Here is a 22041-nt window from a genome sequence, read left to right as displayed (position 1 = left end):
TCTTCGGCGCGAACCGGGCGCCGGCGCGCGCCCGGGCCCGTCATTCCCCACCTTCCTGCACCTTGGGCGGGCGCCCGCGCCTGGGCCGCACCGGCTCCGCCAGCTTCACGCCGCGCCGCGCCAGCGCCTCGCGCAACAGGCATTCGACCTGGGCGTTGACGCTCCTCAGATCGCTCGCCGCCGAGCGCTCGATCGCCGCGTGCAGGGCGGGATCGAGACGCAAGGGAAAGGCTTTCTTCTGCGGCGGCTGGGACACGGGTTACGCCTTGTGCATCACTGATAGAGCGAGCCCGTGTTGACCACCGGCTGGGTATCGCGCTCGCCGCACAGCACCACCATCAGGTTCGAGACCATCGCCGCACGGCGCTCGTCGTCGAGATCGACCACCTGCTTGGCGGAAAGCTGGGCGAGCGCCATCTCGACCATGCCCACCGCGCCCTCGACCAGCGTCTGGCGGGCGGCGACCACCGCCTGCGCCTGCTGGCGGCGGAGCATCGCGCCGGCGATCTCCTGCGCATAGGCCAGGTGCGTGAAGCCGCATTCGTCGACGGTGATGCCGGCGACGCGCAGGCGGGCGATCAGCTCCTCGCGCAGCTCCGAGCCGACCTGGTCGTGATTGCCGCGCAGCGTGACTTCCTGATGCTCGAAATCGTCATAGGGATAGCGCGAGCCGATCGTGCGCACCGCCGCCTCGATCTGGACGTTCACGAACGCCTTGTAGTCGTCGACGTCGAACAGCGCCTGCGCGGTGTCGGTCACGCGCCACACCACCTGCGCCGCCATCTCGATCGGATTGCCGCGCAGGTCGTTCACCTTGATGCGCTCCGAGATGATGTTGTTGGCGCGCACCGAGACCTTCTTCTTGATCATCCACGGCCAGGTCCAGCGCAGGCCCGTGGTGCGGTCCGTGCCCCGATAGTCGCCGAACAGCGTGATCACCGCCGCCTGGTTGGGCTGGAGCAGGTAGAAGCCGCAAAGCACGAACAGCTCGACCAGGATCGAAGCCAGCAACCAGGAAATCACGATCCAGTCCACCATCCGGTCGATCTGGGTGAGCGCCCCCACCGTGGCGGCAAGCGCGACGAGCAGCACGAGAAGCATGCCATAGCCGCTCATGGTGATTGCGGTCTTCTCGCTGCTCTGGCGCAGTGCCGGAGTGGCGCTACGAACGTCGGTCATCATTACCTCCCGAAATTATGATATCGTATTTATATCGTTTCCGAGCGTGTCGCAAGACGGAATCGGGAGCCGTTCAGGCAAGGCTCATTCGAGTGGCGCGACGATCGGCCGATCTCGATCGGGGGAAATCGATGCGACCGCTCCTGCCCGCCCTTTGCGTGGCCCTGCTGCTGCCCGCTGCGCCGGCTCCGGCGCATCCCGCCCCCGCGGCGCTCGCGCGCGAAGCGGATGCGGCACTGGCCGCCACCGTCTCTCCCAAGGGTTCCGGCGCCACCGTGCTGATCGCGCGCGGCGACACGATCCTCTACCGGCGCGCGCGCGGCATGGCGGAGGTCGAGCTGGGCATGCCGATGGCACCGGACCAGATCTTCCGGATCGCCTCGATCACCAAGAGCTTCACCGCCGCCCTGATCGTGCAGATGGCCGAGCGCGGCGAAGTGGCGCTCGACGCGCCGGCGGCCCGCTATCTGCCCGAACTGCCGCTCGATCCGCGCATCACGCTGCGCCAGTTGCTCGGCCACACCGCCGGGATCGCGGAGAACGACGCCACGCCGCAACCGCCCTTCGGCCCGGGCGAGGTTCCGCTGGCGCAACAGGTCGCGCGGATCGCGGCGCGGCCGCTGCGCTCCGCCCCGGGCACCGAGCAGCGCTATTCCAACTCGGGCTATATGCTGCTGGGCGCGGTGATCGAGAAAGTGACCGGCCAGTCCTGGGACGAAGCGATGCGCACGCGCCTGTTCGCGCCGCTCGCGCTCGCCGACACCGCCTATGACCGCCGGGACGCGATCGTGGCCCGGCGAGTCGCGGGATACACGCTGGCCGAGGGGCGGCTCCGCAACGCCGCGGCGTTCAACATGTCGCTCCCCAAGACCGCGGGATCGCTGCGATCCTCGGCAGCAGACCTGATGCGCTGGATGCGGGCACTGGCGCATGGCCGGGTGGTGAGCGCGGCCGGCTTCGCACAGATGGCGCAGCCCGCGCTTGCCGGCGTGCCGCTGCAGGAGCGTTACGGGCTGGGCCTCTATGTCTGGCAGATCCGCGGGCAGACGGCGATCGGGCATACCGGCCAGATCGACGGCTTCGCATCCGCGCTGCTCTATCTGCCCGCATCGGACACGGTGATCGTCGTGCTCGCGAACAACGACGCATTCGATGCGCAGACGCTCGCGCGGCGCATGGCGGCGATCGCCCTGGGCAAGCCCTATCCGCTGCCGCTCCCCGAACGTGCATTGCCCCCGGAAGCAGCCGTATTGCCCGGAACCTATGGCAGCGATCCGGCGACGATGCGCACGCTCGCAATTGCCGGGGGCCACCTCACCATTGCCCGTGCCGGACGCGCGGCGATCCCGGTCATGCTCGATGCGCGCGGCGATATCCGCTTCGTGCCCGACGAGATCAGCTATTTCACCCCGGTGCGCGACGCGGCGGGCAAGGTGATCCGGCTCGACTATTTCGCCAAGGGCGAGGGCCCGCCCCTGGCGCTGCTCCGGGCAGACCCGCATTAGGCACGCACGAAAAGGCCGCCGGAGTTTCCCCCGGCGGCCCCTTTTCCAAAGCGCGAACGCCCTAGCTGATGACGATCGTCACCGCGCGGCGGTTCTGCGCCCAGCTGGCATCGTCCGAGCCCAGCGCGATCGGGCGCTCCTTGCCATAGCTGATCGTCGTGATCCGCGCGGGCGAGATGCCGCGCGAGGCGAGATAGTTCTTGGCCGCATTGGCACGGCGGTCGCCCAGCGCGAGATTATACTCGCGGGTGCCGCGCTCGTCGCAATGCCCCTCGATCGTGATCCGGGTGTTCGGATGGCTGGTCAGCCACTGCGCCTGGCTGTCCAGGATCGCCCGCGCCTCGGGATCGATGTCATATTGGTCGAACGCGAAATGCACGGTGTCGCTCGACACCTCGCGGCGGAACTGCTCGTTGATCGGCGCCGCGACCGTGTCGCTGTCGCCCTCGCCCGGATTGACCGGGCCGGTCTCCGACGGCGCCGGCGGAATCGTGGTCGCGTCGCGCTTCTTGGCGCAGCCCGCGGTGGCGAGCAGCGCGATGCCGAGCACCAGGCCGGTCGTGATCTTGGACATGGTCTTTTCTCCTTTTCTCGTCGCACCCGGTCCGCTTGCCGGGGCCTTAGCACGAATGCCGTTACGTTTCAGGGACGAATCGGTCCCCAACTGGGATCCGATCCATCGAGCGGCGTCGGAATCCGCCGCGCATTGGTGCCGGTAAGGTCGACCGACCACAGATCCGGCCGGCCCGAGCCCTGGGCCGAGCGGAAGAACATCAGCACGCGGCCGTTGGGCGACCAGCTCGGCGCTTCGTCGCCCCAGCTGTTGGTGAGCAGCTTCTCGCCGCCGCCGCCCGGGTTCATCACGCCGATCCGGAACGCGCCGCCGCCGGTGCGGGTGAAGGCGATCAGATCGCCGCGCGGGCTCCACACCGGCGTGGCATAGCGCCCGCCGCCGAAGCTGATCCGGTGCTGGTTCGAACCGTCGGCGTTCATCACATAGAGCTGCTGCGTGCCGCTGCGATCGCTCTCGAACACGATCTTCGAGCCGTCGGGCGAATAGCTGCCGCCGGTGTCGATGCCCGGCGAGTTGGTCAGCCGCTGCGGCTCGCCGCCGGCCGATGCGATGCGGTAGATATCGGTATTGCCGGCCTGCGCCATCGAGAACAGCACATGGCGACCGTCGGGCGAGAAGCGCGGCGCGAAACTGAGGCTGACATTGGAGACGAGCAGCCGGTTCTCGCGCGTCCCCATGTCGTAGACATAGATGGCCGGCTTGCGCTGCGTATAGCTCATATAGACGATCGCGTTCTGCTTCGGGCTCATCCGCGGGGTGAGCACGATCGACTGGCCGTTGGTCAGGAAGCGGTGGTTGGCGCCGTCTTGGTCCATGATCGCCAGCTGCTTGCGGCGCTTGTTCTTCGGACCGGTCTCCGCGACATACACCACCTGGCTGTCGAAATACGGCCCTTCGCCGGTGAGCTTCGAATAGACCGCGTCGGCGCATTTGTGCGCGGCGCGGCGCCAGTCGGCCGGCGAGACGACGAAGCCCTGGCGGACCAGCTCGCTCTGCAGCAGCACGTCGTAGAGATAGCAGCCCACGGTGAGCGAGCCATTGCCGTTGGCGCGAACATAGCCCTGGATGATCGCCTGGTTGCCGTTCCAGCTGCCGTAATTGGGGGCGGTCACTTCGCCATAGGCGATGCCGCGGCTGGCCGCGGGCCCGCGCGTCTTGAACAGGCCGGTGTTGCGCAGATCGTCCTCGACCACCTGGGCGAGCTTGGCGCCGAGCTGGTCGGTCGGGCCGGCCGGGGTGGAGACGCTCTCCGAGGTCGGCATCGCCGGGATCGCGATGACCAGGTCCTTGGCGGCGGTGTTGGTCACGTCGACGCTCAGCGGCTGGTCCTGGGGCTGCGGCTGCGCCTGTTGCTGCGGAGCGGGCGCCGGCACGTCCTGCGCCTGCGCGACGGTGGCGGCGGTGCTCGCCAGCAGGGCCGCGATCGTCAGATGGGCAAATTTCATCTTCACAGGTCCTCGTACAAAACCGGGGCTATGACTTTCCACGCATCATAGAATTGCGCGGGCAGCTTGAAGGGAGCGGCGAGCTTCACCGCGCGAATCGCGCGATCCTTGGCGAGATCGGCCTGGGCGCGGTTGCTGTCGGTGATGCCCGTCTGCGTCACTTGCGGTTCGCTGGCGAGCGAGCCGTCCTGGTTGAGCCTGACGGTCACCTTGGTGCGCAGCTTGTCCGAATCGGCGCCGCTGGGCGGGGCCCAGTGCGGGCGGATCTGGCGGATGATCGCGGCGCTCAGCGCGGCCTTGACCTCGGGCCCGGCAGTCGCGGCCGGCGGCGTGACGGATGCGCTCTTGCTCGGCTTGTCGTTGATGCCGTTAAGCAGGCCGTCGAGCCGCCCGGTCGGCGCAACGGGGCGCTGGGCGGGAGGACGCGCGGGCGCCTGGGCCGGCGCGGCCTTGGGCGGGGTCTTCGGCGCGGGCTTCACGGCATCGGGCGCGGGCACAGGCTTGGGCGGCGCCGGCTGCGGCTTGACGATCGGCTGCGGATTGGGCGCCGGCTCGGGCGGGGGGCTGTCCGGCGCGATCGGCGCTTCCACCGGCGCGAGCTTCGCGGCGGGCGCCTCGCTTGTGGGGTTGGGCGAACTGCTCTCCAGCGCCACCTGGTCGACCAGCGCGACTTCGATCGGCGTCGGCTTCAGCTTCAGGGGATTGGGCGTGGCGAGGAAGCCGACCGACAACAGGCCGAAGAGCACGACATGCCCCAGCACCGCAACCGTCAGTCCCGCACCCTCGGCCCGGTTCATCACGGCTTCGCGCTCGCATCGGTGATCAGCGAGACGCGGTTGAGCCCGGCATGGTTGAGCTCGCCCATCACCTTCATGACCTTGCCATAGCCCAGGCCCTGGTCGGCGCGCAGGAACACCGCCGCCGGCTTGCCGTCCGGCCCCGGCGCACGGCCGGCGATCTCCTCGAGCTTGCCGGGCAGCGCTTCGTCCGTCGTCAGTTCGTTGTCGACGAAGATCTGGCCCTTGTCGTCGATCGCGATCTGGACGGGCTTCTGATCCTGGTCGAGCGCCTTGGCCCGGCTCTCGGGCAGGTTCACCGGCACGCCGGCAGTGAGCAGGGGCGCCGTCACCATGAAGATGATCAGCAGCACCAGCATCACGTCGACCAGCGGCGTGACGTTGATTTCCGCCATGGGCTGGCGGCGGCCGCGGCCCTTGTTCGAGGGGAGGTGCATCGCCATCGGCTCAGGCCTCCATCTCCAGGCGGCGGCTCAGCGTCGCGTGGAAGCCATCGGCGAAGCGGTTGAGCCGTGCCTCGACGCGGTTCACGCCATGCGAGTAGCGGTTATAGGCGATCACCGCCGGAATGGCGGCGAACAGGCCGATCGCCGTCGCGAAGAGCGCCTCGGCGATGCCGGGAGCGACCACGGCGAGCGACGAGCTCTGCTCCTTGGCGATGCCGGTGAAGCTGCGCATGATGCCCCAGACCGTGCCGAACAGGCCGACGAACGGCGCGACCGAACCGACCGTGGCGAGGAAGTTGAGGCGATCGGCGAGCTTGTCGATCTCCTGCGCGATCGTGGCGCCCATCGCGGTGGCCAGGCGTTCGCGCGTGCCCTCGCGGTCGATCGCCTTGCCGCTGGTCGAGCGGCGCCATTCGGTAACGCCGGCGGCGAAGACGCGGGCGATCGGCTGGTCGCGGCCGGCGGCGCGGCGATGGAACTCGTCGATGTCGTCGGCTTCGCGATATTCCGCCTCGAACCGGTCGATCGCCTTCTTCACTGCGCCGACCTTGAAGCCGAACGACAGGATGATCGCCCAGGTCCAGAGCGAGGCGAGCAGCAGGCCGATCATCACGGCGCGCACCACCCAGTCCGCCTGCAGGAACAGGCCGATCGGCGACATGGTTGCGGCGTCGGTGCTGATGAATTCCATGATCGGTTCAGGTCCCCTTGAAGAGCAGCGGTGTGAAACGGTCCATCCACGCCGCCGGCTGGCGGCGCGGACGGCCGGACGGGGCGACGAACACCGCCTCGATCTCCGCTTCGGCCACTATGGTAACGTCGCGCATGACTCGTTGATGAATGTCCACTGCGGCGGGGCGCAGCCGGACCAGCCGGCTGACCACCACCAGTTCGTCGCCCAGGCGCGCCGGCGCCCGGTAACGGATGTTCGCCTCGCGCAGCGCATAGGCGCCCTCGCCCGCTTCGAGCGCCGCGCGCTGGTCGATGCCGGCAAGCGCCAGCATATCCGAGCGGGCCCGCTCCATGAACCTGAGATAGTTGGCGTGATAGACCACCCCGCTCAGATCGGTGTCCTCGAAATAGACACGCAGGACGAAATGATGCTCGAGGCCCGCGAAGCGGCCAGGGGCAAAGGGTGCGTCCATGGCCCGGCACCTAACCCAGCGATTCCGCCGGGGGAACCCCTTGCCTCAGTCGAACAGCCCTTCCTGCGCGGTGGACGGAGGCGTGAGCCCGAGATGCTTCCATCCCGCCGCATTGAGGCAGCGTCCCCGCGCCGTTCGGGCGATCATCCCGATCTGGATCAGATAGGGCTCGATCACTTCCTCGATCGTGTCGCGCGGCTCGCTGAGCCCGGCCGCCAGCGTCTCCACCCCCACCGGGCCGCCCTTGTAGATGTCGGCGATCATGGTGAGGTAGCGCCGGTCCATCGCGTCGAGCCCCAGCGCATCGACTTCGAGCCGAGTGAGCGACTGGTCCGCCACCCTGGCGTGCACGATCTCCTCGCCCAGCACATTGGCGAAGTCGCGCACCCGGCGGAGCAGCCGCCCGGCGATGCGCGGCGTGCCGCGCGAACGCCGCGCGATCTCGTGCGCGCCGTCGGGGGCGACGTGCAGGTCGAGCAGGCGGGCGGCGCGGGCGACCACGCGCTCCAGCTCGTCGACCGCATAGAAATTGAGGCGCACCGGGATGCCGAACCGGTCGCGCAGCGGCTGGGTGAGCAGCCCCTGGCGGGTGGTGGCGCCGACCAGGGTGAAGCGCGGCAGATCGATCCGCACGCTGCGCGCCGACGGCCCCTCGCCGATCATGAGATCCAGCGCCCGGTCCTCCATCGCCGGATAGAGCACTTCCTCGACCGCGGGATTCAACCGGTGGATCTCGTCGATGAACAGCACGTCGCCATCCTCGAGATTCGTGAGCAGCGCCGCGAGATCGCCCGACTTGGCGATCACGGGACCCGAAGTGGCGCGGAACCCCACGCCCATCTCGCGCGCGATGATCTGGGCGAGCGTGGTCTTGCCCAGCCCCGGCGGGCCGAAGAACAGCACATGATCCAGCGCCTCGCCGCGCGACCGGGCCGCATCGATGAACACGCGCAGATTCTCGCGCGCCGCCCGCTGGCCGACGAACTCGTCGAGGCTCTTGGGGCGCAGCGCGGCATCGACATCGTCGATGCGGCGGGCGGAGGAGAGGAGGCGATCGGAATCGGTCATGCTGTCGCCCAAAGCTCGCAATATCCCTCGCCGGTCAACACCTCGACCGCGTCGAAGCGCCGCTGGAGGTAGCGAAGGACATCTTCGGGGAAAGCTGCACGCGCCTGCGCCAGGGTCGCATCCTCCGGCAAGCCGGGAAGATAGACTGCCACGCCGCGCTCGCCCAGATAATGCCGCGCACGCACCGGCGTGGCAGGGTCGCCGAAGAAATAATCGAGGAAATTATAGTCCTGCACGAGCGCGCCGTGATCGAACATCATGTCCCGCCCATGCGCGATGCGGAAGGGCGCGCCCAGGTCGCCCGCCTCGAACGACAGGAACGACGAAGGCGGTTCGCCGGGAGCGGCCCAGCCAGCCTCACCCTGCCATCCCGGGACGAAGGGATGATCGACCTTGCTCATCCCAGCAACCCGCTCAGCAGCGCCGGATGGAAGCTCCAGCCCAGAAACCCGCACAGCCCCATGAATACGCCGAAGGCGCCGAAGCCCCAGGCCGCCCAGAGCAGCCAGCCGCTCTCCACCAGCGCGGCGACGGCGGCGATCGAGATGGCGGTGGCGACCGAGGCGTCGCTCGCGTCGAACTGGTCGTCATGCACGTTCAGCGCATCGTAGAGGTCGCTCCGCGCCTTCGCATCGGCGGCCAGGCCGGGCGCCTCCGCCTTGTATTTCGCGATGTCGCGGTCGAGCCCGGCGAGCACCGGCGCGGCGCGCTTCGGATCGGCCAGCAGGGCGATCTGGAGGCGGCTGGCCTCGGCGACGTGCAGCTTGGTCCTGGCCGCCTGATACTGGTTCCACTTGTCGACCGAATCGGACTGGGCCTGCTGCATCGCCTGGACGATGTTGCCGTCCTTGATTCCGCACACGCCCATGAACACCGAAAGCACCACCACCGTGATCGCCACGTTCCGGTTGAGCGACTTGTCCTTGGCCTCGGCGCTGACTTCGATTTCCATGGCCCTGCCCTATTCCTCTCGTGCCGACGCCGCTAGAGCAGGCACATGGCGCGCCCGGACCTGCTGCTCGCAACGCCCGTTCCCGCGCCGCTGCGCACGGCGCTCGCCGAACGATTCACGCTGCACGAAGGCGATCCGCCGCCCGGCATCCGCGCCGTGGTGGGCGGCGGTGCGATGGAGATCGATGCCGCGCTGCTCGCCCGCCTGCCCGCGCTGGAGATCGTCGCGATCCACGGCGTCGGCCATGACCGGCTCGACCTGGACGCTCTCGACGCCCGCGGCATCCGCGTCACCACCACGCCGGGCGTTCTGACCGAGGACGTCGCCGACCAGGCGATCGCGCTGATGCTGGCGGTGCAGCGACGCGTGGCCGCGAACGACGCGCTGGTGCGCGGCGGGGGCTGGGCCGCGCCGCTCGGCCGCCGGGCCAGCGGACGCCGCATCGGCATTTTCGGGCTGGGCCGGATCGGCCACGCCATCGCGCTGCGTGCCGCGCCCTTTGCCGGCGCGCTTCTCTACACCGCCCGCGCCGAAAAGCCGGCGCCGTGGCGCTTCGTGCCCGGCATCGCCGCGCTGGCCGAGGCGAGCGAGGTGCTGATCCTCGCCGCGCCGGGCGGCCTGGAAACCGATCGCATCGTCGATGCCGGGGTGCTCGACCGGCTGGGGCCCGGCGGCGTGCTGATCAACATCGCCCGCGGCAGCCTGATCGACCAGGACGCGCTGATCGCGGCGCTGGCGGAGAAGCGCATCGCCGGCGCGGGGCTCGACGTGTTCGCGCAGGAACCGGAGGTGCCCGAGGCGTTGCGCGCGCTCGACAACGTCGTGCTCGCCCCGCATCAGGGCAGCGCGACCGAGGAAGGCCGAGCCGAAATGCGCGACCTGGTGCTCGCCAATCTCGATGCGCATTTCGCGGGGCACCCCGTGCCGACGCCCCTGGTCCGGCCGCTCAGCCATGATGCTCGACCGGGCCGATGATCTCGAGCCAGGGGCATTGTCGCTCCTCGTACACCGAGACGGTGGGTGCCGGGAAACCGGGGTCCGCGAAATGGCCGACGGGGATCGCGATCGCGTCCGGGATGCCGCCGCCGCTGTACCAGACATTGCCGCCGCAGATCGGGCAGAAGTGAAAGCTGGCCGGCAGCCCGCCGCTCTCCGACGCGGCGATCCATTCGGTCGAACGGCCGGTGATCGTCACCTGCCCCGCCGGAAAGCGCGCCTGCACCGCGAAGGCCGATCCGCTGCGCTGCTTGCAGTTCAGGCAATGGCAGACCGAAACGCGCACCGGCTCGCCCGTACATTCGGCGCGGAGCTGCCCGCAGCGACAGGCGGCGGTTCGGCGCGTCATTTCGCCGCCTTGCGCAGCGCCAGCCGCACCAGCGCGTCCAGCGTCGCACCGGCGCCCAGCTCGTCGGCGGCGGCGTTGACCGCGGCGCTCGCCTCGGCCGGCTTGAAACCCAGGTTGAGCATCGCCGAGATCGCATCCTGCGCGGCGCCACCCGCCGCCGCCACGCCCGGAGTGCCACCGCTGCCGAGCGCCACGCCGCCGGCCTTGTCCTTGAGTTCGTTGACGATGCGCTGGGCAAGCTTGGGACCCACCCCGTTCGCCCGCGCGATCATCGCCGAATCGGCACGCGCCACGGCAGTCTGCACTTCCTCGGGCGACAGGATCGAAAGGATCGCGAGCGCCACCTTGGCGCCGACGCCCTGCACGCTGGTGAGCAGGCGGAACCAGTCGCGCTCGCTCGCGGTGGCGAAGCCCATCAGCCGGATCGAATCCTCGCTCACCAGCATCTCGGTGTGGAGCGTGACCAATCCGCCGGTGGCGCCCAGCGCGGTGATCGTCCTGCCCGACGCCCCGGCGAGATAGCCGACGCCGTTGACGTCGATCACGACATGGTCGGCGCCCGTCGCCTCCAGCCGGCCCTTCAGGTGCACGATCATGCCCGATCCCTCGCGTGGAAGTGTGCCCGGTTCACGCTACGCCTCCCCCGCCGCGCACGACATCCGGCGAATGGCAGGCAGGCGGAGCTGGAAAGGAGACGCGTGCGCATGTGTGGTACATAAGCGGAACATGCGAGCCTAGGAAAGCGAAATCACCCGGCGCCCCTGGCACGCTGCCGCACGGCTCCCCAAGTCGCGTGCGGAAACGGGGGAGGGAGAAATGATCGTCGCGCTTCTGGGGCTATGGCTCACCCTGCTCCTGGCGGGGAACACGCCGGCCGGCCGCCAGATGCGCCACGCGCTCGTCGAATGGCCGGCGGCGCGGCTGGCGCAGATCCGGCGGGGTGCCGTGATCACCTGGCTGATCCTCGGCGCGATTGCGCTGCTCTGTTTCTGGTTCCTCGAGGAGGATGGCCTCAGGCTCTTCGCCATGGCGATGCCCGAGATCGCCGGCTGGATCTCGATGTTCGAGATCGCCTCGATCGTCGAAGCGCTGGCGGTGGCGGCAATGGCGGCGTCGACGCTGCGCTTCGGCACCGCGCGCCACTGGATCGCCGCACGGCTGCCGATGGCCGGACGGGCAAGGCGCGCGCGCCGCGCCCGGCCGGTGATGCACGCCTCCAACGACGACGAGGACGGACCGGCTTTCGCGCTGGCCGCCTAACGCAACCCGAAGCGCGCGCTCGCCAGATGGTGGGCGTGGCAGATGGCGACCGCCAGCGCGTCGGCGGCATCGGGCCCGGCGATCTTCACGCCGGGCAGCAGCACCTGCACCATCGCATGCACCTGCGCCTTCTCGGCATTGCCCATGCCGACCACCGACTTCTTGACCGTGCTCGGCTTGTACTCGCCGACATCGATGCCGGTCCGCGCCGCCGCGCACAACACCACGCCGCGCGCCTGGCCGAGCTTGAGCGTCGATTGGGCGTTGGAATTGACGAACACCTCCTCCACCGCCGCCGCCTCGGGCCCGTGATCGGCGATCAGCGCGGCCAGCATGGCGTCGAGATGCGCGAGCCGGCGCGGCAGCGGCGCCCGGGTATCGGTCTTCAGCCGTCCGTTGGCGAGGTGCGACAGGCGATTGCCCTCGGCGCGGATCAGCCCCCAGCCGGTGGTGCCGAGGCCGGGGTCGAGGCCGAGGACGATCATCGGTTTTTGCACGCGAAGGCGCAAAGGCGCGAAGGTGCCAGAGAGTGGTTCGCGCGGAGGCGCGGAGGCATGGAGATTGCTGCGCTCGCGCGAAGCGCCGGAATAACCCGGTGCTCCATGTGTACGACACCGTCGCGGATTTCAGGGCCGCCGGCGCGACAAGCGCTCTCCGCGCCTCCGCGCCTCCGTGCGAACCGACAATCTTCGCGGCTTCGCGCCTTCGCGTGAAACAATCTCAGCCCAGCCTCTCCATCACATCGTCCGAGACTTCGTAATTCCCCCACACCGTCTGGACGTCGTCGTCATCGTCGAGCGCATCGATCAGCTTGAACAGCTTGGCCGCGTCCTCCTCGCCGACATCGACCATGGTCTGGGGCCGCCAGGCGAGCTTGGCGCCCTCGGCCTCGCCGAGCACCGGCTCCAGCGCCCTGGCGACTTCGTGGAGCGCTTCCTGCGCGGTCCAGATCTCATGGCCCTCCTCGGAGCTGGCCACGTCCTCGGCCCCCGCCTCGAGCGCGGCCTCGAACACCTTCTCGGCGTCGCCGGCCTTGGCCGGATAGTTGATCAGGCCCATCCGGTCGAAGCCGTGGCTCACCGAGCCGGCGGTGCCGAGATTGCCGCCATTCTTCGAGACCGCGGTGCGCACGTTGGTGGCGGTGCGGTTGCGATTGTCGGTCAACGCCTCGATGATCAGCGAGACGCCGCCCGGGCCGAAGCCCTCGTAGCGGATCTCTTCGTAATTCTCGCCGTCGCCCTTGCTCGCCTTGTCGATCGAGCGCTGGATATTGTCCTTCGGCATCGACTGTGCCTTGGCCGCGGCGATCGCGGCGCGCAGGCGCGGGTTCATGTCGGGATCGGGCAAGCCCATCTTGGCGGCGACGGTGATTTCGCGGCTGAGCTTGGAGAACATGCTCGAGCGCTTCTTATCCTGCGCGCCCTTGCGGTGCATGATGTTCTTGAATTTGGAATGGCCTGCCATTGCGCTCTCGTATGAAACTGATCGCGCGGCTTTAGGCCAGGCGCGGGGCCATGGGCAATGCTTGCCCGAACATCGTCCCCCGGCGGCCCCGGATCCGAGCCGAGGCGCCGGGGACGATACCGGCCTTAGATGCCGAGCGCCTGCTTGTAGGTCTCGAGCAGCATCTCCGCCTCGTCGCGATGATGCTTCTCCATCTTCCGCAGGCGGACGATCGAGCGCATCGTCTTCACGTCGAAGCCGGTCGCCTTGGCTTCGCCATAGACGTCCTTGATGTCGTCAGCGATGCCCTTCTTCTCTTCCTCGAGCCGCTCGATCCGCTCGATGAGAAGGCGCAGTTGCTCGGCGGAAATCGAATCGGACAAGGTGGAAGCTCCTGGAAGAATCTGGTTCGGAAAGGGGCGCGATTATCGGAGCGGGCGGCTCCGCTCAACCCCCAACCGCGCCGAGCCGAGGCAGGCCCGTCACGCGCAGAAAGCGCAGGTTGACGATGCGGCCATTGGTGCTGCGCAACTCGGTCACTTTGCCTCGCACGTCGCGGTGGAAGCGGACCGTGCCGGTGACCGTGTCGGTATCGAACGTATCGCGCTCGCGATACTTCTCGGGCGGCTGGCTGATCCGGCTCTCCCAGCCCGGCCCCACGATCCAGAGCGCGTCGCTGCGCCGCTCGACCGTCACCAGGATGGCGAGCTCGGGGCTGTAATAAGTGCCGAGATAATCGCCCATGCGCGCGGGCGTGAGCGCCGTCGCCGGCTGCCGGACATAGCGTGTCGCCACCAGGAGGCCGCCGGGGCCGTCGATCGTCAGCGTCCGCGCCGGAACCTCGCCCGAGAAGCGGATCGCGACCGGCGCGCTCTTCATGCTGAAGGCGCCCGCGCCGTGCGGAATCATCGGATCGAAACCCTGCATCCAGAGCCTGCCTTCCCGCGCCTCGATCAGGAAGCCGGCGCCGAGCGGATCGCGATACTTGCCGGCGAGGCGCAGCAGTTCCGCCGGGGCCAGCGCGACTTCGGGGCGCGGGGCGGGATCGGCGGGAGCCTTCCCCAGGTAGAGATCGGCAATCCTGCGTGCCAACGCCGCCGGATCCTCGCCCTCGACATTGCAGATCAGCGCGACCGACAGGCGCTGCTCCGGCATCACCAGGAAATGGCCGACGAACCCGGGATCGATGCCGCTGTGCCCCGTGATCGGCGCACCGCGATGGCGGCCGATATGGAGCCCGCCGCCATAGCCGGTGACGGGATCGGCCTTCAGCATCTCCGTGATGACCGCCTTCGTGCCCACGCCCGGCTCGGCGAAGTTGCGCGCCCAGCGGGCGAGGTCCGCCGCGGTCGAGCGGATACCAGTCGAGCCATAGGTGGCATAGGGGAGGAAGCGGCGCTCCGGCGGCCTCACGCCGGGGGCATCCTCCTTCCCGCCGGGCGCATAGGGCATCGCCTGGCCGGCACGCATGCGGTGATAGTCGTCGACGACATAGCTATGATCCATGCCGAGCGGCCGGAACACGCGCTCCGCGAGAAAGTCGGCAAAGGACCTGCCCGAGACGCGCTCGACCACCAGCGCGAGCAGCGTGTAGTTCGAGTTGGAATAGCCGAAAGCGGTGCCGGGCGCGAAGTTGAGCTCGCGCTGGCCGAAGATCACCCGCAATGCGTCCTGCTGCGTGATGCTGTCCTCGCCGCGCCGGCCCTGCAGCCAGAACAGGCTCAGCTGGTCGCGCAGCCCGCTGCTGTGATGCATGAGCTGGGCGAGCGTGATCGGCCGCGCGAAACGGTGCAGCTCGGGGACATATTTGCGCACGTCGTCGGCAAGCGCGAGCTTGCCCTCCGCCTGGAGGAGCAGCACCGCGAAGGCAGTGAACTGCTTGGAGAGCGAGGCGATGTGGAAGGCCGTGTCGGGCGTATTGGCGATGCCCGCCTCGACATTGGCGGCGCCATAGCCGCGTGCATGGAGCAGCTGCCCGTCGCGCGCGACCGACACGGCACATCCCGGCGCGTCCGGCTTGCTCCACGGAGCAAGCAGCTTGTCGACCTCGCCCACGGGATCGGCGGCACGCGCCGATGCGATGCCGGGGACCAGGAGGAGCGAGCTGGCAAGGAGCCGGACGAGAAGGCGCATCGACATCGACTACAAATGTAATCAAAATCCGGCAATCGATCCGCTCGGGCTTTGTCGCGATACGGTCCGCTTCCGTCGCTTACCCGCGAATTGCCCCTGGCGGCCGGTGCGGTTATCTGCCGGCCATGCCCCTTTCCCGCCGAATCGCGCTCTTCGCCGCCGCCATGCTCGCTCTCCTGCCGGCCACCGCGCCCGCGCAGAACCGGCCGCCGGCCCCGGCTCCGGCGAAGCCCGCCGCGCCGGTCCAGCTTCCGCCCACCATGCGGGTGCCGGCCCATCTCCGCCCCGCGCCGATCCCGGCGGACAAGGCACCCTTCGCTGCCGAGATCGCCGCGTTCGAGGCGCGCGACGCCATGGCCAGGCCGGCAAAGGGCGGGGTGCTGTTCCTCGGCAGCTCGAGCATCCGGATGTGGCCCGACCTCGCGCGCGAGTTCCCCGGCCACAATGTGATCAATCGCGGCTTCGGCGGCTCCACGATTCCCGACAGCGTCCGCTATGCCGATCGGATCGTAGCGCCCCATGCGCCGAAGACGATCGTCTTCTATGCCGGCGACAACGACCTGGAGGCCGGGCACAGCCCGGAGGAAGTCCTCTCCGATTTCCAGGCGCTGGTGACCAAGGTGCACTTCAGGCTGCCCGGCACCCGCATCCTGTTCATCGCGATCAAGCCCAGCCCGTCGCGCTGGCGGCTGATCGACGGAATCCGCGAAGCCAACACGCTGGTGCGCGACTATGTCGCGACCGACCGGCGGCTCGGCTATGTCGACATCTTCCCCGCGATGCTGGGCCCGGACGGCAAGCCGCGCCCCGAACTCTATCGCGAGGACGGCCTGCACATGACTCGCGCCGGCTACGACATCTGGCGCGTGGCGGTGGCGAAGGCGATGAAGTGGAAGCTCTCCCCGGCCCCAGCCGTGACGAATCCGGCCCGGCCGGCGGTCAGCGCCCAGGCTCGGTCATCGAAGGCGGATCGCTAGCCGGGAAGCTCTCGTCGAGCGCCTCGTCCAGCGCTTCGTTCCGCTTCAGGCTCGCTTCCATCCGGGCGATCTGCTCCGGCGTGGCTTCGCCCTGGTGGCGCGCCTTCCATTCCGGGAAGGGCATGCCATAGACGATATGGCGCGCCGCGTCCCTGGCGATCGACGGATCGGCCTCGACGATCCAGTCGGCCAGGCAGTTGCGGCAAAAGCCCGCCAGGCCCATCAGATCGATGTTCTGCGCGTCGGTGCGATGGCGGAGATGGCGGACGAGGCTGCGGAACGCCTTGGCGGCGGTAGCGTCATCCAGCCGGTCGAGTTCGTCCATTATCGCACCTCCACGGTTGATCCTCCGGGATATGAGGCTAGAGGCACCGAGGCACAAGCCGAGGATATGACAACGATGACAAAGGCAATCAGCCCCCGCACGCGCAAGGTTCGCATCCTCGCCACGCTCGGCCCCGCCAGCGCGACGCCCGAGATGATCGCCAAGCTGTTCGAAGCCGGCGCCGACGCGTTCCGGATCAACATGAGCCATGGCGACCAGGCATCGAAGGTGCCGCTGTTCGAGGCGATTCGCGGGCTCGAGCAGAAATATGGCCGCCCGACCACGATCCTGGCCGACCTTCAGGGCCCGAAGCTGCGCGTCGGCAAGTTCGCCGACGGCAAGGTGCAGCTGGTCACCGGCCACGAGTTCATCCTCGACCGCGACAAGACGCCCGGCAACGCCACCCGCGTCGAGCTGCCGCACCGCGAGATCTTCGAGGCGGCGCACGAGAATGCCCGCCTCCTGCTCGACGACGGCAAGCTGGTGCTGCGCGTGGTCTCGGTCGCGCCGGATCGCCTCACGACCATCGTCGAGGTCGGCGGTCCGCTGTCGAACAACAAGGGCCTGAACGTGCCCGACATGGTGCTGCCGCTCGCCGCGCTCACCGAAAAGGACCGCAGCGACCTCGCCTTTGCCGTCGAGCAGGGCGCCGACTGGATCGCGCTCAGCTTCGTCCAGCGCCCCGAGGACCTGATGGAGGCCCGCCGCCTGATCGGCGGCAAGGCGGCACTGCTCGCCAAGATCGAGAAGCCTTCGGCCATCGCACGGCTCGACGAGATCGTCGAGCAATGCGACGGCGTGATGGTCGCGCGCGGCGACCTGGGCGTCGAACTGCCGCCGCAGACCGTGCCGCCGCTCCAGAAGCGCATCGTCGAGACCGCGCGCCGCATGGGCCGCCCGGTGATCGTCGCCACCCAGATGCTCGAATCGATGATCGAGAGTCCGTCGCCGACGCGCGCCGAAGTCTCGGACGTCGCCACGGCGGTCTATGACGGTGCCGATGCGATCATGCTCTCGGCGGAAAGCGCCGCCGGCAAATGGCCGGTCGAATCGGTTTCGATGATGAACTCGATCGCCGACGCCGTGGAGCGCGACCCTGCGCATGGCGACCGCGTCCACTTCACCGTGACGCGCCCCGACCCCACCACCGCCGACGCGCTGGCCGAGGCCGCGAAGAACATCGCGCGCACCGTCTCCGCCTCCGGCATTACCTGCTTCACCAGTTCGGGCTCGACCGCGCGGCGAATCGCGCGCGAGCGCCCGTCGGTGCCGATCCTGGTGCTCACCCCCAAGATCGAGACGGCGCGCCGGCTCGGCCTGCTCTGGGGCACGCACGCGGTCCACACCCGCGACGTCGATTCGTTCGAGGAGATGGTCGCCAAGTCGAAGCGGATGGCGCTGCGCCACCACATCGCCGCGGCGGGCGACCGCGTCGTGCTGTGCGCCGGCGTGCCTTTCCGGACGCCCGGCTCGACCAATGTGCTGCACGTGGTGACGCTGGTCGGCGACGAGCTGAAGAACCATCCGGGCCGCGAAGGGCCGGACGCGATCTGATCCTTGCGCTCCCCTCCCTTCCAGGGAGGGGAGAAGACTGAAGATTAAAGCAGCCCGAACGCCTCGAGATCCGCCCGCAGCTTCGCCGCGCCGGTGAAGTGCAAGGCGTGGATACCCGCATCCGCCGCCGCGACGACATTGGGCAGGCTGTCGTCGATGAACACCGCATCCGGCCCCTCCAGGCCGAATCGGCGCAGCGCGAGCGCGTAGATCGCGGGATCGGGCTTCACCAGCTTCTCGTCGCCCGAGACGACGATGTCGCGGAAGCGGTCGAACAGCGCGGCTTCGCGCGCACGGAACGGCGGCCAGAACTCGCCGGAGAAATTGGTGATCGCGAAGAGCGGCACGCCGGCGGCATCGAGCGCCTCGACGAGCGCGGTCATGCCGGGAATCGCCGGGCCCAGCGTTTCGTTGAAGCGCGGCGCCCAGGCGGCGATCAGCGCTTCATGCTCCGGAAAGCGCGCGCGCAGCTCCGCCGAGGTTTCCGCGAACGGACGCCCCGCATCGTGCTGGAAATGCCATTCCCGGGTGACGACGTTCGCCAGAAACGCTTCGAGCGCCCGATCGTCCTCGATCAGGCGCTCGTAGAGGAACCGAGGTTCCCAGTCGAACAGCACCTTCCCGACATCGAAGATGACGGTATGGGGCTGGACCACGCGAATCAGCCCTGGCGGGCCTTGAAACGCTTCTGGGTCTTGTTGATGACGTAGATGCGCCCACGACGGCGGATCACGCGGTTGTCGCGATGCCGATCCTTGAGCGACTTCAATGAATTCACGATCTTCATGACCGATTCGCTTCTCAAACTATAGGAATGCCGGAAAGAGGGGCTCGCCTAGTGGCCGACGCCCGCCAAGTCAAGGCAGGAGTCGCCCCTCGACGCTGCGGAACCGACTCGACCTGATCCGTGTTGGAGGGCAAAACCGAGACGTTCCGTCCGCGAAACAGGAGTTCCTCGCGTGAAGAAGCCGCTCAGCATCGCCCTGCTCGCCGCGCTGGGAGCCTGCGCTCCCAGCTATCGCCCCCAGCCGATCGACGTCACCCGCTATCATCTGGGCGCGCCGATCGAGCGCACTACCGTCGCGGTCGAGCCGATGGCCAACACCGATTCGTTCGGCCCCGAATACCAGACCTATGCCGATGCGGTGCGCGCCGAGCTGGAGCGGCTGGGCTATGTCCAGTCGGTGAGCAGCACGCCTTCGGGCTATATCGCCGCGGTCGGCTTCCGCCGCACGAGCAAGGGCGCGTTCAAGGAACCGCCGCCCGTCAGCATCGGCCTGGGCGCGGGCGGCTTCAGCGGCGGGCGCCGCGGCGGCGTGGGCGTCGGCGGCGATGTCGGCTTCGGCATCGGCGGCAAGACCCGCGAGCTGTACCAGACCGAGCTGTGGGTGCAGCTGCGCCGCCGCAGCGACAACACCACCGTGTGGGAAGGCCGGGCGCAGAGCGGCAGCGTGAGCGGCACCGATCCCGACCAGCCCGGGGCAGCGGCCGCGCGCATGGCCAAGGCACTCTTCAAGGACTTCCCCGGCGAGTCCGGCATCACTATCACGGTGAAATGACCATCCAGATCAATTCCGGCTTCGATTCCGGCAACATCCGCGTCGTGGGGATCGAGGGCGACCGCGTCGACCTCGAGATCGTCACCGATCACCTCTCGGACTTCTACCAGTGGTTCCACTTCCGCGTGGCCGGGGCGAAGGGGCGCACGCTCACCTTCCGCCTGCTGAACGCGGGCGGAGCGGCCTATGCGTTCGGCTGGCCGGGCTACAAGGCGCGCTGGTCGACCGACCGCGAGGCATGGCGCACGGCCGAATCGAGCTATGCCGACGGCGTGCTGAGCTTCACCAAGGCGATCGACACCGATCTGGTCTGGTTCGCCTATTTCGCGCCCTATTCGATGGAGCGGCACCACGACCTGGTCAGCCGCATGGCGCTGATGCCGGGCGTGTCGCACCGCGAGCTGGGCAAGACGCTCGACGGCCAGCCGATGGACCTGCTGACGCTCGGCACCGGGCCGAAGACGGTGTGGCTCTATGCGCGCCAGCATCCGGGCGAGACCATGGCGGAATGGTGGATGGAGGGGGCGCTGGAGTTCCTGACCGACCCGGCCAACCCGACCGCCCTTGCCCTGCGCGAGAAGGCCGTGTTCCACATCGTGCCCAACATGAATCCGGACGGCTCGCGCCGCGGGCATCTGCGTACCAACGCCGCGGGCATCAACCTCAACCGCGAATGGCATGCCCCGACGATGGAGAAGAGCCCCGAGGTGTTCCTGGTCCGCGCGGCGATGGACGAGACCGGCGTCGACTTCGCGATCGACGTGCATGGCGACGAGGCGATCCCGGCCAATTTCCTGGCAGGGTTCGAAGGCATCGCGTCATGGACCGACGCGCATGGCGAGAAATTCTACGAATATGCCCGTCGCCTCGCCAGGGCGACGCCCGATTTCCAGCTCGACCTGGGCTATGAGAAATCGGCGCCGGGCCAGGCCAATCTCTCGATGTCGACCAACCAGCTCGCCGAGCGCTTCGGCGCGGTCTCGATGACGCTGGAAATGCCGTTCAAGGATCACGAGGCGAACGCCGATCCCGAATTCGCCTGGTCGCCGGCGCGCTGCAAGATGCTGGCGCATTCCTGTCTTGAGACTTTGGCAGGATTTATCGACGAGATCTGACGCGAGAACGAAGAACGACAGAGGGGGTCGAACATGGAAATCCGCGAAGGCGGGCTCGACGATGCGCGAGTCCGGTCGCTGCTCGAGGCGCATTTTGCCGGCATGCTGGCCAATTCGCCCAAGGACAGCACGCATTTCCTCGACTTCTCCGGCCTCGCCGCGCCCGACGTGACCTTCTGGAGCGTGTGGGATGGCGAGGACCTGCTGGGCTGCGGCGCGCTGCGCGAGCTCGATCCCGAACATGGCGAGATCAAGTCGATGCGCACCGCCTCGGAGCATCTCCGCCGCGGCACCGGCGCCAAGCTGGTCGGGCACATATTGAGCACCGCCCGTTCGCGGGGCTATCGGCGCGTGAGCCTGGAGACGGGATCGGGCGATGCCTTCGACGCCGCCCATGCGCTCTACCGCCAGTTCGGCTTCACCGAATGCGGGCCGTTCGGCGACTATCGCGAGGATCCGTTCAGCCGCTTCCTGTCGCGCGTGGTATGAAGGATCAGTGCAGCACCAGCTGGGCGACCGGCAGCACGGGCGTGGCATAGGACGCCCGCTCCGCCTCGATCGCCTCGACATGGGCGAGGCGGTTGTGGAGCGCGCCTGGATCGGGAAGCAGCGGCACCTTCGCCGTGCCGCTGCGGCGCGGGCGGGCCGGCGGCATCGTGCGGCGGGCCTTGTCGGCCATCACGGCGAAGCGCGGCGCTTCGGCGGCGATCTCGGTGAGCAGCTTCGTCGCCTGCCTGGTGATCTGGCGGACACGTTCCTTGGTCACACCGGTTGCGAGCGAGACCTCGTCGAGCGTGGCGCCGTCGAAGACGCGGCGTTCGACGATCTCGCGGTCCCGCGATAGCCTGGCCTCGAGCTTCTCCAGTTCGGCGGAGTCGACCGTCTTGAAGCGCGGGCCCTCGCCGCGCACCACGGCCTTGACGCGCGGGCGGCGGCGGAGAGCCTCGACGCCGACCTTGCGGAGCTGGTCGACATAGGCATGGATGAGCTGGGAGACGGCGCCCTCGGCGAGATAGTCGGAAGCGGCGGCTTCGGTGCGGGCGACGGCGTCCTCGTCCTCGATCATCGCCTCGGGGGCGATCTCGTCGCCGTCGGTGGCGGCGAGCGCGCTGAGCGAGACGGTGGTGGCCTCGACCTTCCTGGCCGAGGGGCGCTGGTCGGTCATCAGGCGGAAGCGCAGGCTCTGGAGCTCGCCGCGGATCTGCCAGTTCACGAAGGT

29 protein-coding genes are annotated in these 22041 nt (G+C 68.6%); 8 read left to right on the top strand and 21 right to left on the bottom strand.

Going from position 1 to position 22041, the window contains the following annotated elements:
• Positions 1-40: 40 nt before the first annotated feature.
• Positions 41-256 (bottom strand): toxin-antitoxin system HicB family antitoxin, encoded by a 216-nt coding sequence (locus tag CAP40_RS15620; RefSeq protein WP_086130487.1) that lies wholly within the window; start codon positions 254-256, stop codon positions 41-43.
• 17 nt (positions 257-273) lie between these two features.
• Positions 274-1179, bottom strand: a complete 906-nt coding sequence (locus CAP40_RS15615; protein ID WP_086130788.1) for an SPFH domain-containing protein — start codon at positions 1177-1179, stop codon at positions 274-276.
• Between the two features lie 131 nt (positions 1180-1310).
• On the opposite strand from CAP40_RS15615, the gene CAP40_RS15610 reads away from it, so the two are divergent.
• On the top strand, positions 1311-2684 hold the full coding sequence (locus CAP40_RS15610) for a serine hydrolase (RefSeq protein ID WP_179188263.1): 1374 nt from the start codon (positions 1311-1313) through the stop codon (positions 2682-2684).
• Positions 2685-2745: 61 nt separating this feature from the next.
• Here CAP40_RS15610 and pal read toward each other — a convergent pair whose 3' ends face one another.
• From pal to CAP40_RS15565, 9 genes are all read right to left on the bottom strand, one after another.
• Positions 2746-3258, bottom strand: coding sequence for a peptidoglycan-associated lipoprotein Pal (pal, locus tag CAP40_RS15605; RefSeq protein WP_086130485.1), 513 nt, complete (start codon positions 3256-3258; stop codon positions 2746-2748).
• Between the two features lie 68 nt (positions 3259-3326).
• Positions 3327-4703, bottom strand: a complete 1377-nt coding sequence (gene tolB / locus CAP40_RS15600; RefSeq protein WP_086130484.1) for a Tol-Pal system beta propeller repeat protein TolB — start codon at positions 4701-4703, stop codon at positions 3327-3329.
• 2 nt (positions 4704-4705) lie between these two features.
• On the bottom strand, positions 4706-5500 hold the full coding sequence (locus tag CAP40_RS15595) for a TonB C-terminal domain-containing protein (protein ID WP_086130483.1): 795 nt from the start codon (positions 5498-5500) through the stop codon (positions 4706-4708).
• Positions 5500-5943: a protein TolR gene (gene tolR, locus CAP40_RS15590; protein WP_086130482.1), complete on the bottom strand. Its 444-nt coding sequence runs from the start codon at positions 5941-5943 to the stop codon at positions 5500-5502. The genes CAP40_RS15595 and tolR overlap by 1 nt, the downstream gene beginning before the upstream one ends.
• Positions 5944-5947: 4 nt before the next feature.
• Complete coding sequence (tolQ, locus tag CAP40_RS15585) at positions 5948-6637, bottom strand: protein TolQ (protein ID WP_086130481.1); 690 nt, start codon at positions 6635-6637, stop codon at positions 5948-5950.
• A gap of 7 nt (positions 6638-6644) precedes the next feature.
• Complete coding sequence (locus CAP40_RS15580; RefSeq protein ID WP_086130480.1) at positions 6645-7091, bottom strand: YbgC/FadM family acyl-CoA thioesterase; 447 nt, start codon at positions 7089-7091, stop codon at positions 6645-6647.
• A 45-nt stretch (positions 7092-7136) separates the two neighbouring features.
• Positions 7137-8159 (bottom strand): Holliday junction branch migration DNA helicase RuvB, encoded by a 1023-nt coding sequence (gene ruvB / locus CAP40_RS15575; protein WP_086130479.1) that lies wholly within the window; start codon positions 8157-8159, stop codon positions 7137-7139.
• Positions 8156-8560: a hypothetical protein gene (locus CAP40_RS15570; RefSeq protein WP_086130478.1), complete on the bottom strand. Its 405-nt coding sequence runs from the start codon at positions 8558-8560 to the stop codon at positions 8156-8158. The genes ruvB and CAP40_RS15570 overlap by 4 nt, the downstream gene beginning before the upstream one ends.
• Positions 8557-9111, bottom strand: a complete 555-nt coding sequence (locus CAP40_RS15565; protein ID WP_086130477.1) for a DUF4337 domain-containing protein — start codon at positions 9109-9111, stop codon at positions 8557-8559. Before CAP40_RS15565 ends, CAP40_RS15570 begins: the two co-directional genes overlap by 4 nt.
• A gap of 45 nt (positions 9112-9156) precedes the next feature.
• On the opposite strand from CAP40_RS15565, the gene CAP40_RS15560 reads away from it, so the two are divergent.
• Entirely contained in the window at positions 9157-10086 is a 930-nt protein-coding gene (locus CAP40_RS15560; RefSeq protein WP_086130476.1) for a 2-hydroxyacid dehydrogenase, read from the top strand.
• On the opposite strand, the gene CAP40_RS15555 is transcribed toward CAP40_RS15560, so the two are convergent.
• Both CAP40_RS15555 and ruvA read right to left on the bottom strand, forming a co-directional pair.
• A complete protein-coding gene (locus CAP40_RS15555) occupies positions 10058-10456 on the bottom strand; it encodes a GFA family protein (protein WP_086130475.1) in 399 nt (132 codons plus the stop codon). The two genes, CAP40_RS15560 and CAP40_RS15555, sit on opposite strands and share 29 nt — an antisense overlap.
• Positions 10453-11052: a Holliday junction branch migration protein RuvA gene (gene ruvA, locus CAP40_RS15550; protein WP_086130474.1), complete on the bottom strand. Its 600-nt coding sequence runs from the start codon at positions 11050-11052 to the stop codon at positions 10453-10455. The genes CAP40_RS15555 and ruvA overlap by 4 nt, the downstream gene beginning before the upstream one ends.
• 220 nt (positions 11053-11272) lie before the next feature.
• Here ruvA and CAP40_RS15545 point away from each other — a divergent pair, with 220 nt between their 5' ends.
• A complete protein-coding gene (locus CAP40_RS15545) occupies positions 11273-11716 on the top strand; it encodes a hypothetical protein (RefSeq protein ID WP_086130473.1) in 444 nt (147 codons plus the stop codon).
• Here the strand turns inward: CAP40_RS15545 and ruvC are convergent.
• The 4 genes from ruvC to CAP40_RS15525 form a co-directional block, all read right to left on the bottom strand.
• Positions 11713-12201, bottom strand: a complete 489-nt coding sequence (ruvC, locus tag CAP40_RS15540) for a crossover junction endodeoxyribonuclease RuvC (RefSeq protein ID WP_086130472.1) — start codon at positions 12199-12201, stop codon at positions 11713-11715. The genes CAP40_RS15545 and ruvC overlap by 4 nt on opposite strands.
• 235 nt (positions 12202-12436) lie before the next feature.
• Positions 12437-13180: a YebC/PmpR family DNA-binding transcriptional regulator gene (locus tag CAP40_RS15535; protein ID WP_086130471.1), complete on the bottom strand. Its 744-nt coding sequence runs from the start codon at positions 13178-13180 to the stop codon at positions 12437-12439.
• A 125-nt stretch (positions 13181-13305) separates the two neighbouring features.
• Entirely contained in the window at positions 13306-13542 is a 237-nt protein-coding gene (locus CAP40_RS15530; RefSeq protein ID WP_086130470.1) for a DUF2312 domain-containing protein, read from the bottom strand.
• 64 nt (positions 13543-13606) lie between these two features.
• On the bottom strand, positions 13607-15292 hold the full coding sequence (locus CAP40_RS15525; RefSeq protein ID WP_179188262.1) for a serine hydrolase: 1686 nt from the start codon (positions 15290-15292) through the stop codon (positions 13607-13609).
• A 125-nt stretch (positions 15293-15417) separates the two neighbouring features.
• Here CAP40_RS15525 and CAP40_RS15520 point away from each other — a divergent pair, with 125 nt between their 5' ends.
• Positions 15418-16269, top strand: a complete 852-nt coding sequence (locus CAP40_RS15520) for an SGNH/GDSL hydrolase family protein (protein ID WP_086130468.1) — start codon at positions 15418-15420, stop codon at positions 16267-16269.
• On the opposite strand, the gene CAP40_RS15515 is transcribed toward CAP40_RS15520, so the two are convergent.
• Positions 16232-16594 carry a DUF1244 domain-containing protein gene (locus CAP40_RS15515; RefSeq protein WP_086130467.1) on the bottom strand — a complete coding sequence of 121 codons (363 nt, stop codon included), beginning with the start codon at positions 16592-16594 and terminating at the stop codon, positions 16232-16234. The genes CAP40_RS15520 and CAP40_RS15515 overlap by 38 nt on opposite strands.
• 75 nt (positions 16595-16669) lie before the next feature.
• On the opposite strand from CAP40_RS15515, the gene pyk reads away from it, so the two are divergent.
• Positions 16670-18148: a pyruvate kinase gene (gene pyk, locus CAP40_RS15510; RefSeq protein ID WP_086130466.1), complete on the top strand. Its 1479-nt coding sequence runs from the start codon at positions 16670-16672 to the stop codon at positions 18146-18148.
• A gap of 44 nt (positions 18149-18192) precedes the next feature.
• Here pyk and CAP40_RS15505 read toward each other — a convergent pair whose 3' ends face one another.
• Entirely contained in the window at positions 18193-18804 is a 612-nt protein-coding gene (locus CAP40_RS15505) for an HAD family phosphatase (protein WP_086130465.1), read from the bottom strand.
• A 5-nt stretch (positions 18805-18809) separates the two neighbouring features.
• Positions 18810-18935, bottom strand: coding sequence for a type B 50S ribosomal protein L36 (gene ykgO, locus CAP40_RS15500; protein WP_086130464.1), 126 nt, complete (start codon positions 18933-18935; stop codon positions 18810-18812).
• 172 nt (positions 18936-19107) lie between these two features.
• Here ykgO and CAP40_RS15495 point away from each other — a divergent pair, with 172 nt between their 5' ends.
• Genes CAP40_RS15495 through CAP40_RS15485 form a run of 3 tightly spaced genes read left to right on the top strand, consistent with a single transcriptional unit; the run spans position 19108 to position 21311 of the window.
• A complete protein-coding gene (locus tag CAP40_RS15495) occupies positions 19108-19707 on the top strand; it encodes a DUF4136 domain-containing protein (protein ID WP_086130463.1) in 600 nt (199 codons plus the stop codon).
• The gene (locus CAP40_RS15490) at positions 19704-20822 is read left to right on the top strand and encodes a M14-type cytosolic carboxypeptidase (protein ID WP_086130462.1); all 1119 of its coding nucleotides are present in this window, start codon (positions 19704-19706) and stop codon (positions 20820-20822) included. The genes CAP40_RS15495 and CAP40_RS15490 overlap by 4 nt, the downstream gene beginning before the upstream one ends.
• Before the next feature lie 33 nt (positions 20823-20855).
• Positions 20856-21311, top strand: coding sequence for a GNAT family N-acetyltransferase (locus CAP40_RS15485; RefSeq protein ID WP_086130461.1), 456 nt, complete (start codon positions 20856-20858; stop codon positions 21309-21311).
• Positions 21312-21315: 4 nt separating this feature from the next.
• On the opposite strand, the gene CAP40_RS15480 is transcribed toward CAP40_RS15485, so the two are convergent.
• The coding region (locus tag CAP40_RS15480; protein WP_306298586.1) for a sigma factor-like helix-turn-helix DNA-binding protein at positions 21316-22041 on the bottom strand (726 nt) is incomplete at its 5' end.

Origin of the sequence: Sphingomonas sp. IBVSS2 (genome assembly GCF_002127225.1) — a bacterium.
Classification (GTDB): domain Bacteria; phylum Pseudomonadota; class Alphaproteobacteria; order Sphingomonadales; family Sphingomonadaceae; genus Sphingomonas.
Note: the sequence above shows the minus strand (reverse complement) of the source record. Positions and strands in the feature narration are given on the sequence as shown.

Coding starts and splice junctions, on each gene's coding strand:
- CAP40_RS15615 (WP_086130788.1), bottom strand. CDS start 1,179: ATGACCGACGTTCGTAGCGCCACTCCGGCACTGCGCCAGAGCAGCGAG.
- CAP40_RS15610 (WP_179188263.1), top strand. CDS start 1,311: ATGCGACCGCTCCTGCCCGCCCTTTGCGTGGCCCTGCTGCTGCCCGCT.
- pal (WP_086130485.1), bottom strand. CDS start 3,258: ATGTCCAAGATCACGACCGGCCTGGTGCTCGGCATCGCGCTGCTCGCC.
- tolB (WP_086130484.1), bottom strand. CDS start 4,703: ATGAAATTTGCCCATCTGACGATCGCGGCCCTGCTGGCGAGCACCGCC.
- CAP40_RS15595 (WP_086130483.1), bottom strand. CDS start 5,500: ATGAACCGGGCCGAGGGTGCGGGACTGACGGTTGCGGTGCTGGGGCAT.
- tolR (WP_086130482.1), bottom strand. CDS start 5,943: ATGGCGATGCACCTCCCCTCGAACAAGGGCCGCGGCCGCCGCCAGCCC.
- tolQ (WP_086130481.1), bottom strand. CDS start 6,637: ATGGAATTCATCAGCACCGACGCCGCAACCATGTCGCCGATCGGCCTG.
- CAP40_RS15580 (WP_086130480.1), bottom strand. CDS start 7,091: ATGGACGCACCCTTTGCCCCTGGCCGCTTCGCGGGCCTCGAGCATCAT.
- ruvB (WP_086130479.1), bottom strand. CDS start 8,159: ATGACCGATTCCGATCGCCTCCTCTCCTCCGCCCGCCGCATCGACGAT.
- CAP40_RS15570 (WP_086130478.1), bottom strand. CDS start 8,560: ATGAGCAAGGTCGATCATCCCTTCGTCCCGGGATGGCAGGGTGAGGCT.
- CAP40_RS15565 (WP_086130477.1), bottom strand. CDS start 9,111: ATGGAAATCGAAGTCAGCGCCGAGGCCAAGGACAAGTCGCTCAACCGG.
- CAP40_RS15560 (WP_086130476.1), top strand. CDS start 9,157: ATGGCGCGCCCGGACCTGCTGCTCGCAACGCCCGTTCCCGCGCCGCTG.
- CAP40_RS15555 (WP_086130475.1), bottom strand. CDS start 10,456: ATGACGCGCCGAACCGCCGCCTGTCGCTGCGGGCAGCTCCGCGCCGAA.
- ruvA (WP_086130474.1), bottom strand. CDS start 11,052: ATGATCGTGCACCTGAAGGGCCGGCTGGAGGCGACGGGCGCCGACCAT.
- CAP40_RS15545 (WP_086130473.1), top strand. CDS start 11,273: ATGATCGTCGCGCTTCTGGGGCTATGGCTCACCCTGCTCCTGGCGGGG.
- ruvC (WP_086130472.1), bottom strand. CDS start 12,201: ATGATCGTCCTCGGCCTCGACCCCGGCCTCGGCACCACCGGCTGGGGG.
- CAP40_RS15535 (WP_086130471.1), bottom strand. CDS start 13,180: ATGGCAGGCCATTCCAAATTCAAGAACATCATGCACCGCAAGGGCGCG.
- CAP40_RS15525 (WP_179188262.1), bottom strand. CDS start 15,292: ATGCGCCTTCTCGTCCGGCTCCTTGCCAGCTCGCTCCTCCTGGTCCCC.
- CAP40_RS15520 (WP_086130468.1), top strand. CDS start 15,418: ATGCCCCTTTCCCGCCGAATCGCGCTCTTCGCCGCCGCCATGCTCGCT.
- CAP40_RS15515 (WP_086130467.1), bottom strand. CDS start 16,594: ATGGACGAACTCGACCGGCTGGATGACGCTACCGCCGCCAAGGCGTTC.
- pyk (WP_086130466.1), top strand. CDS start 16,670: ATGACAAAGGCAATCAGCCCCCGCACGCGCAAGGTTCGCATCCTCGCC.
- ykgO (WP_086130464.1), bottom strand. CDS start 18,935: ATGAAGATCGTGAATTCATTGAAGTCGCTCAAGGATCGGCATCGCGAC.
- CAP40_RS15490 (WP_086130462.1), top strand. CDS start 19,704: ATGACCATCCAGATCAATTCCGGCTTCGATTCCGGCAACATCCGCGTC.
- CAP40_RS15485 (WP_086130461.1), top strand. CDS start 20,856: ATGGAAATCCGCGAAGGCGGGCTCGACGATGCGCGAGTCCGGTCGCTG.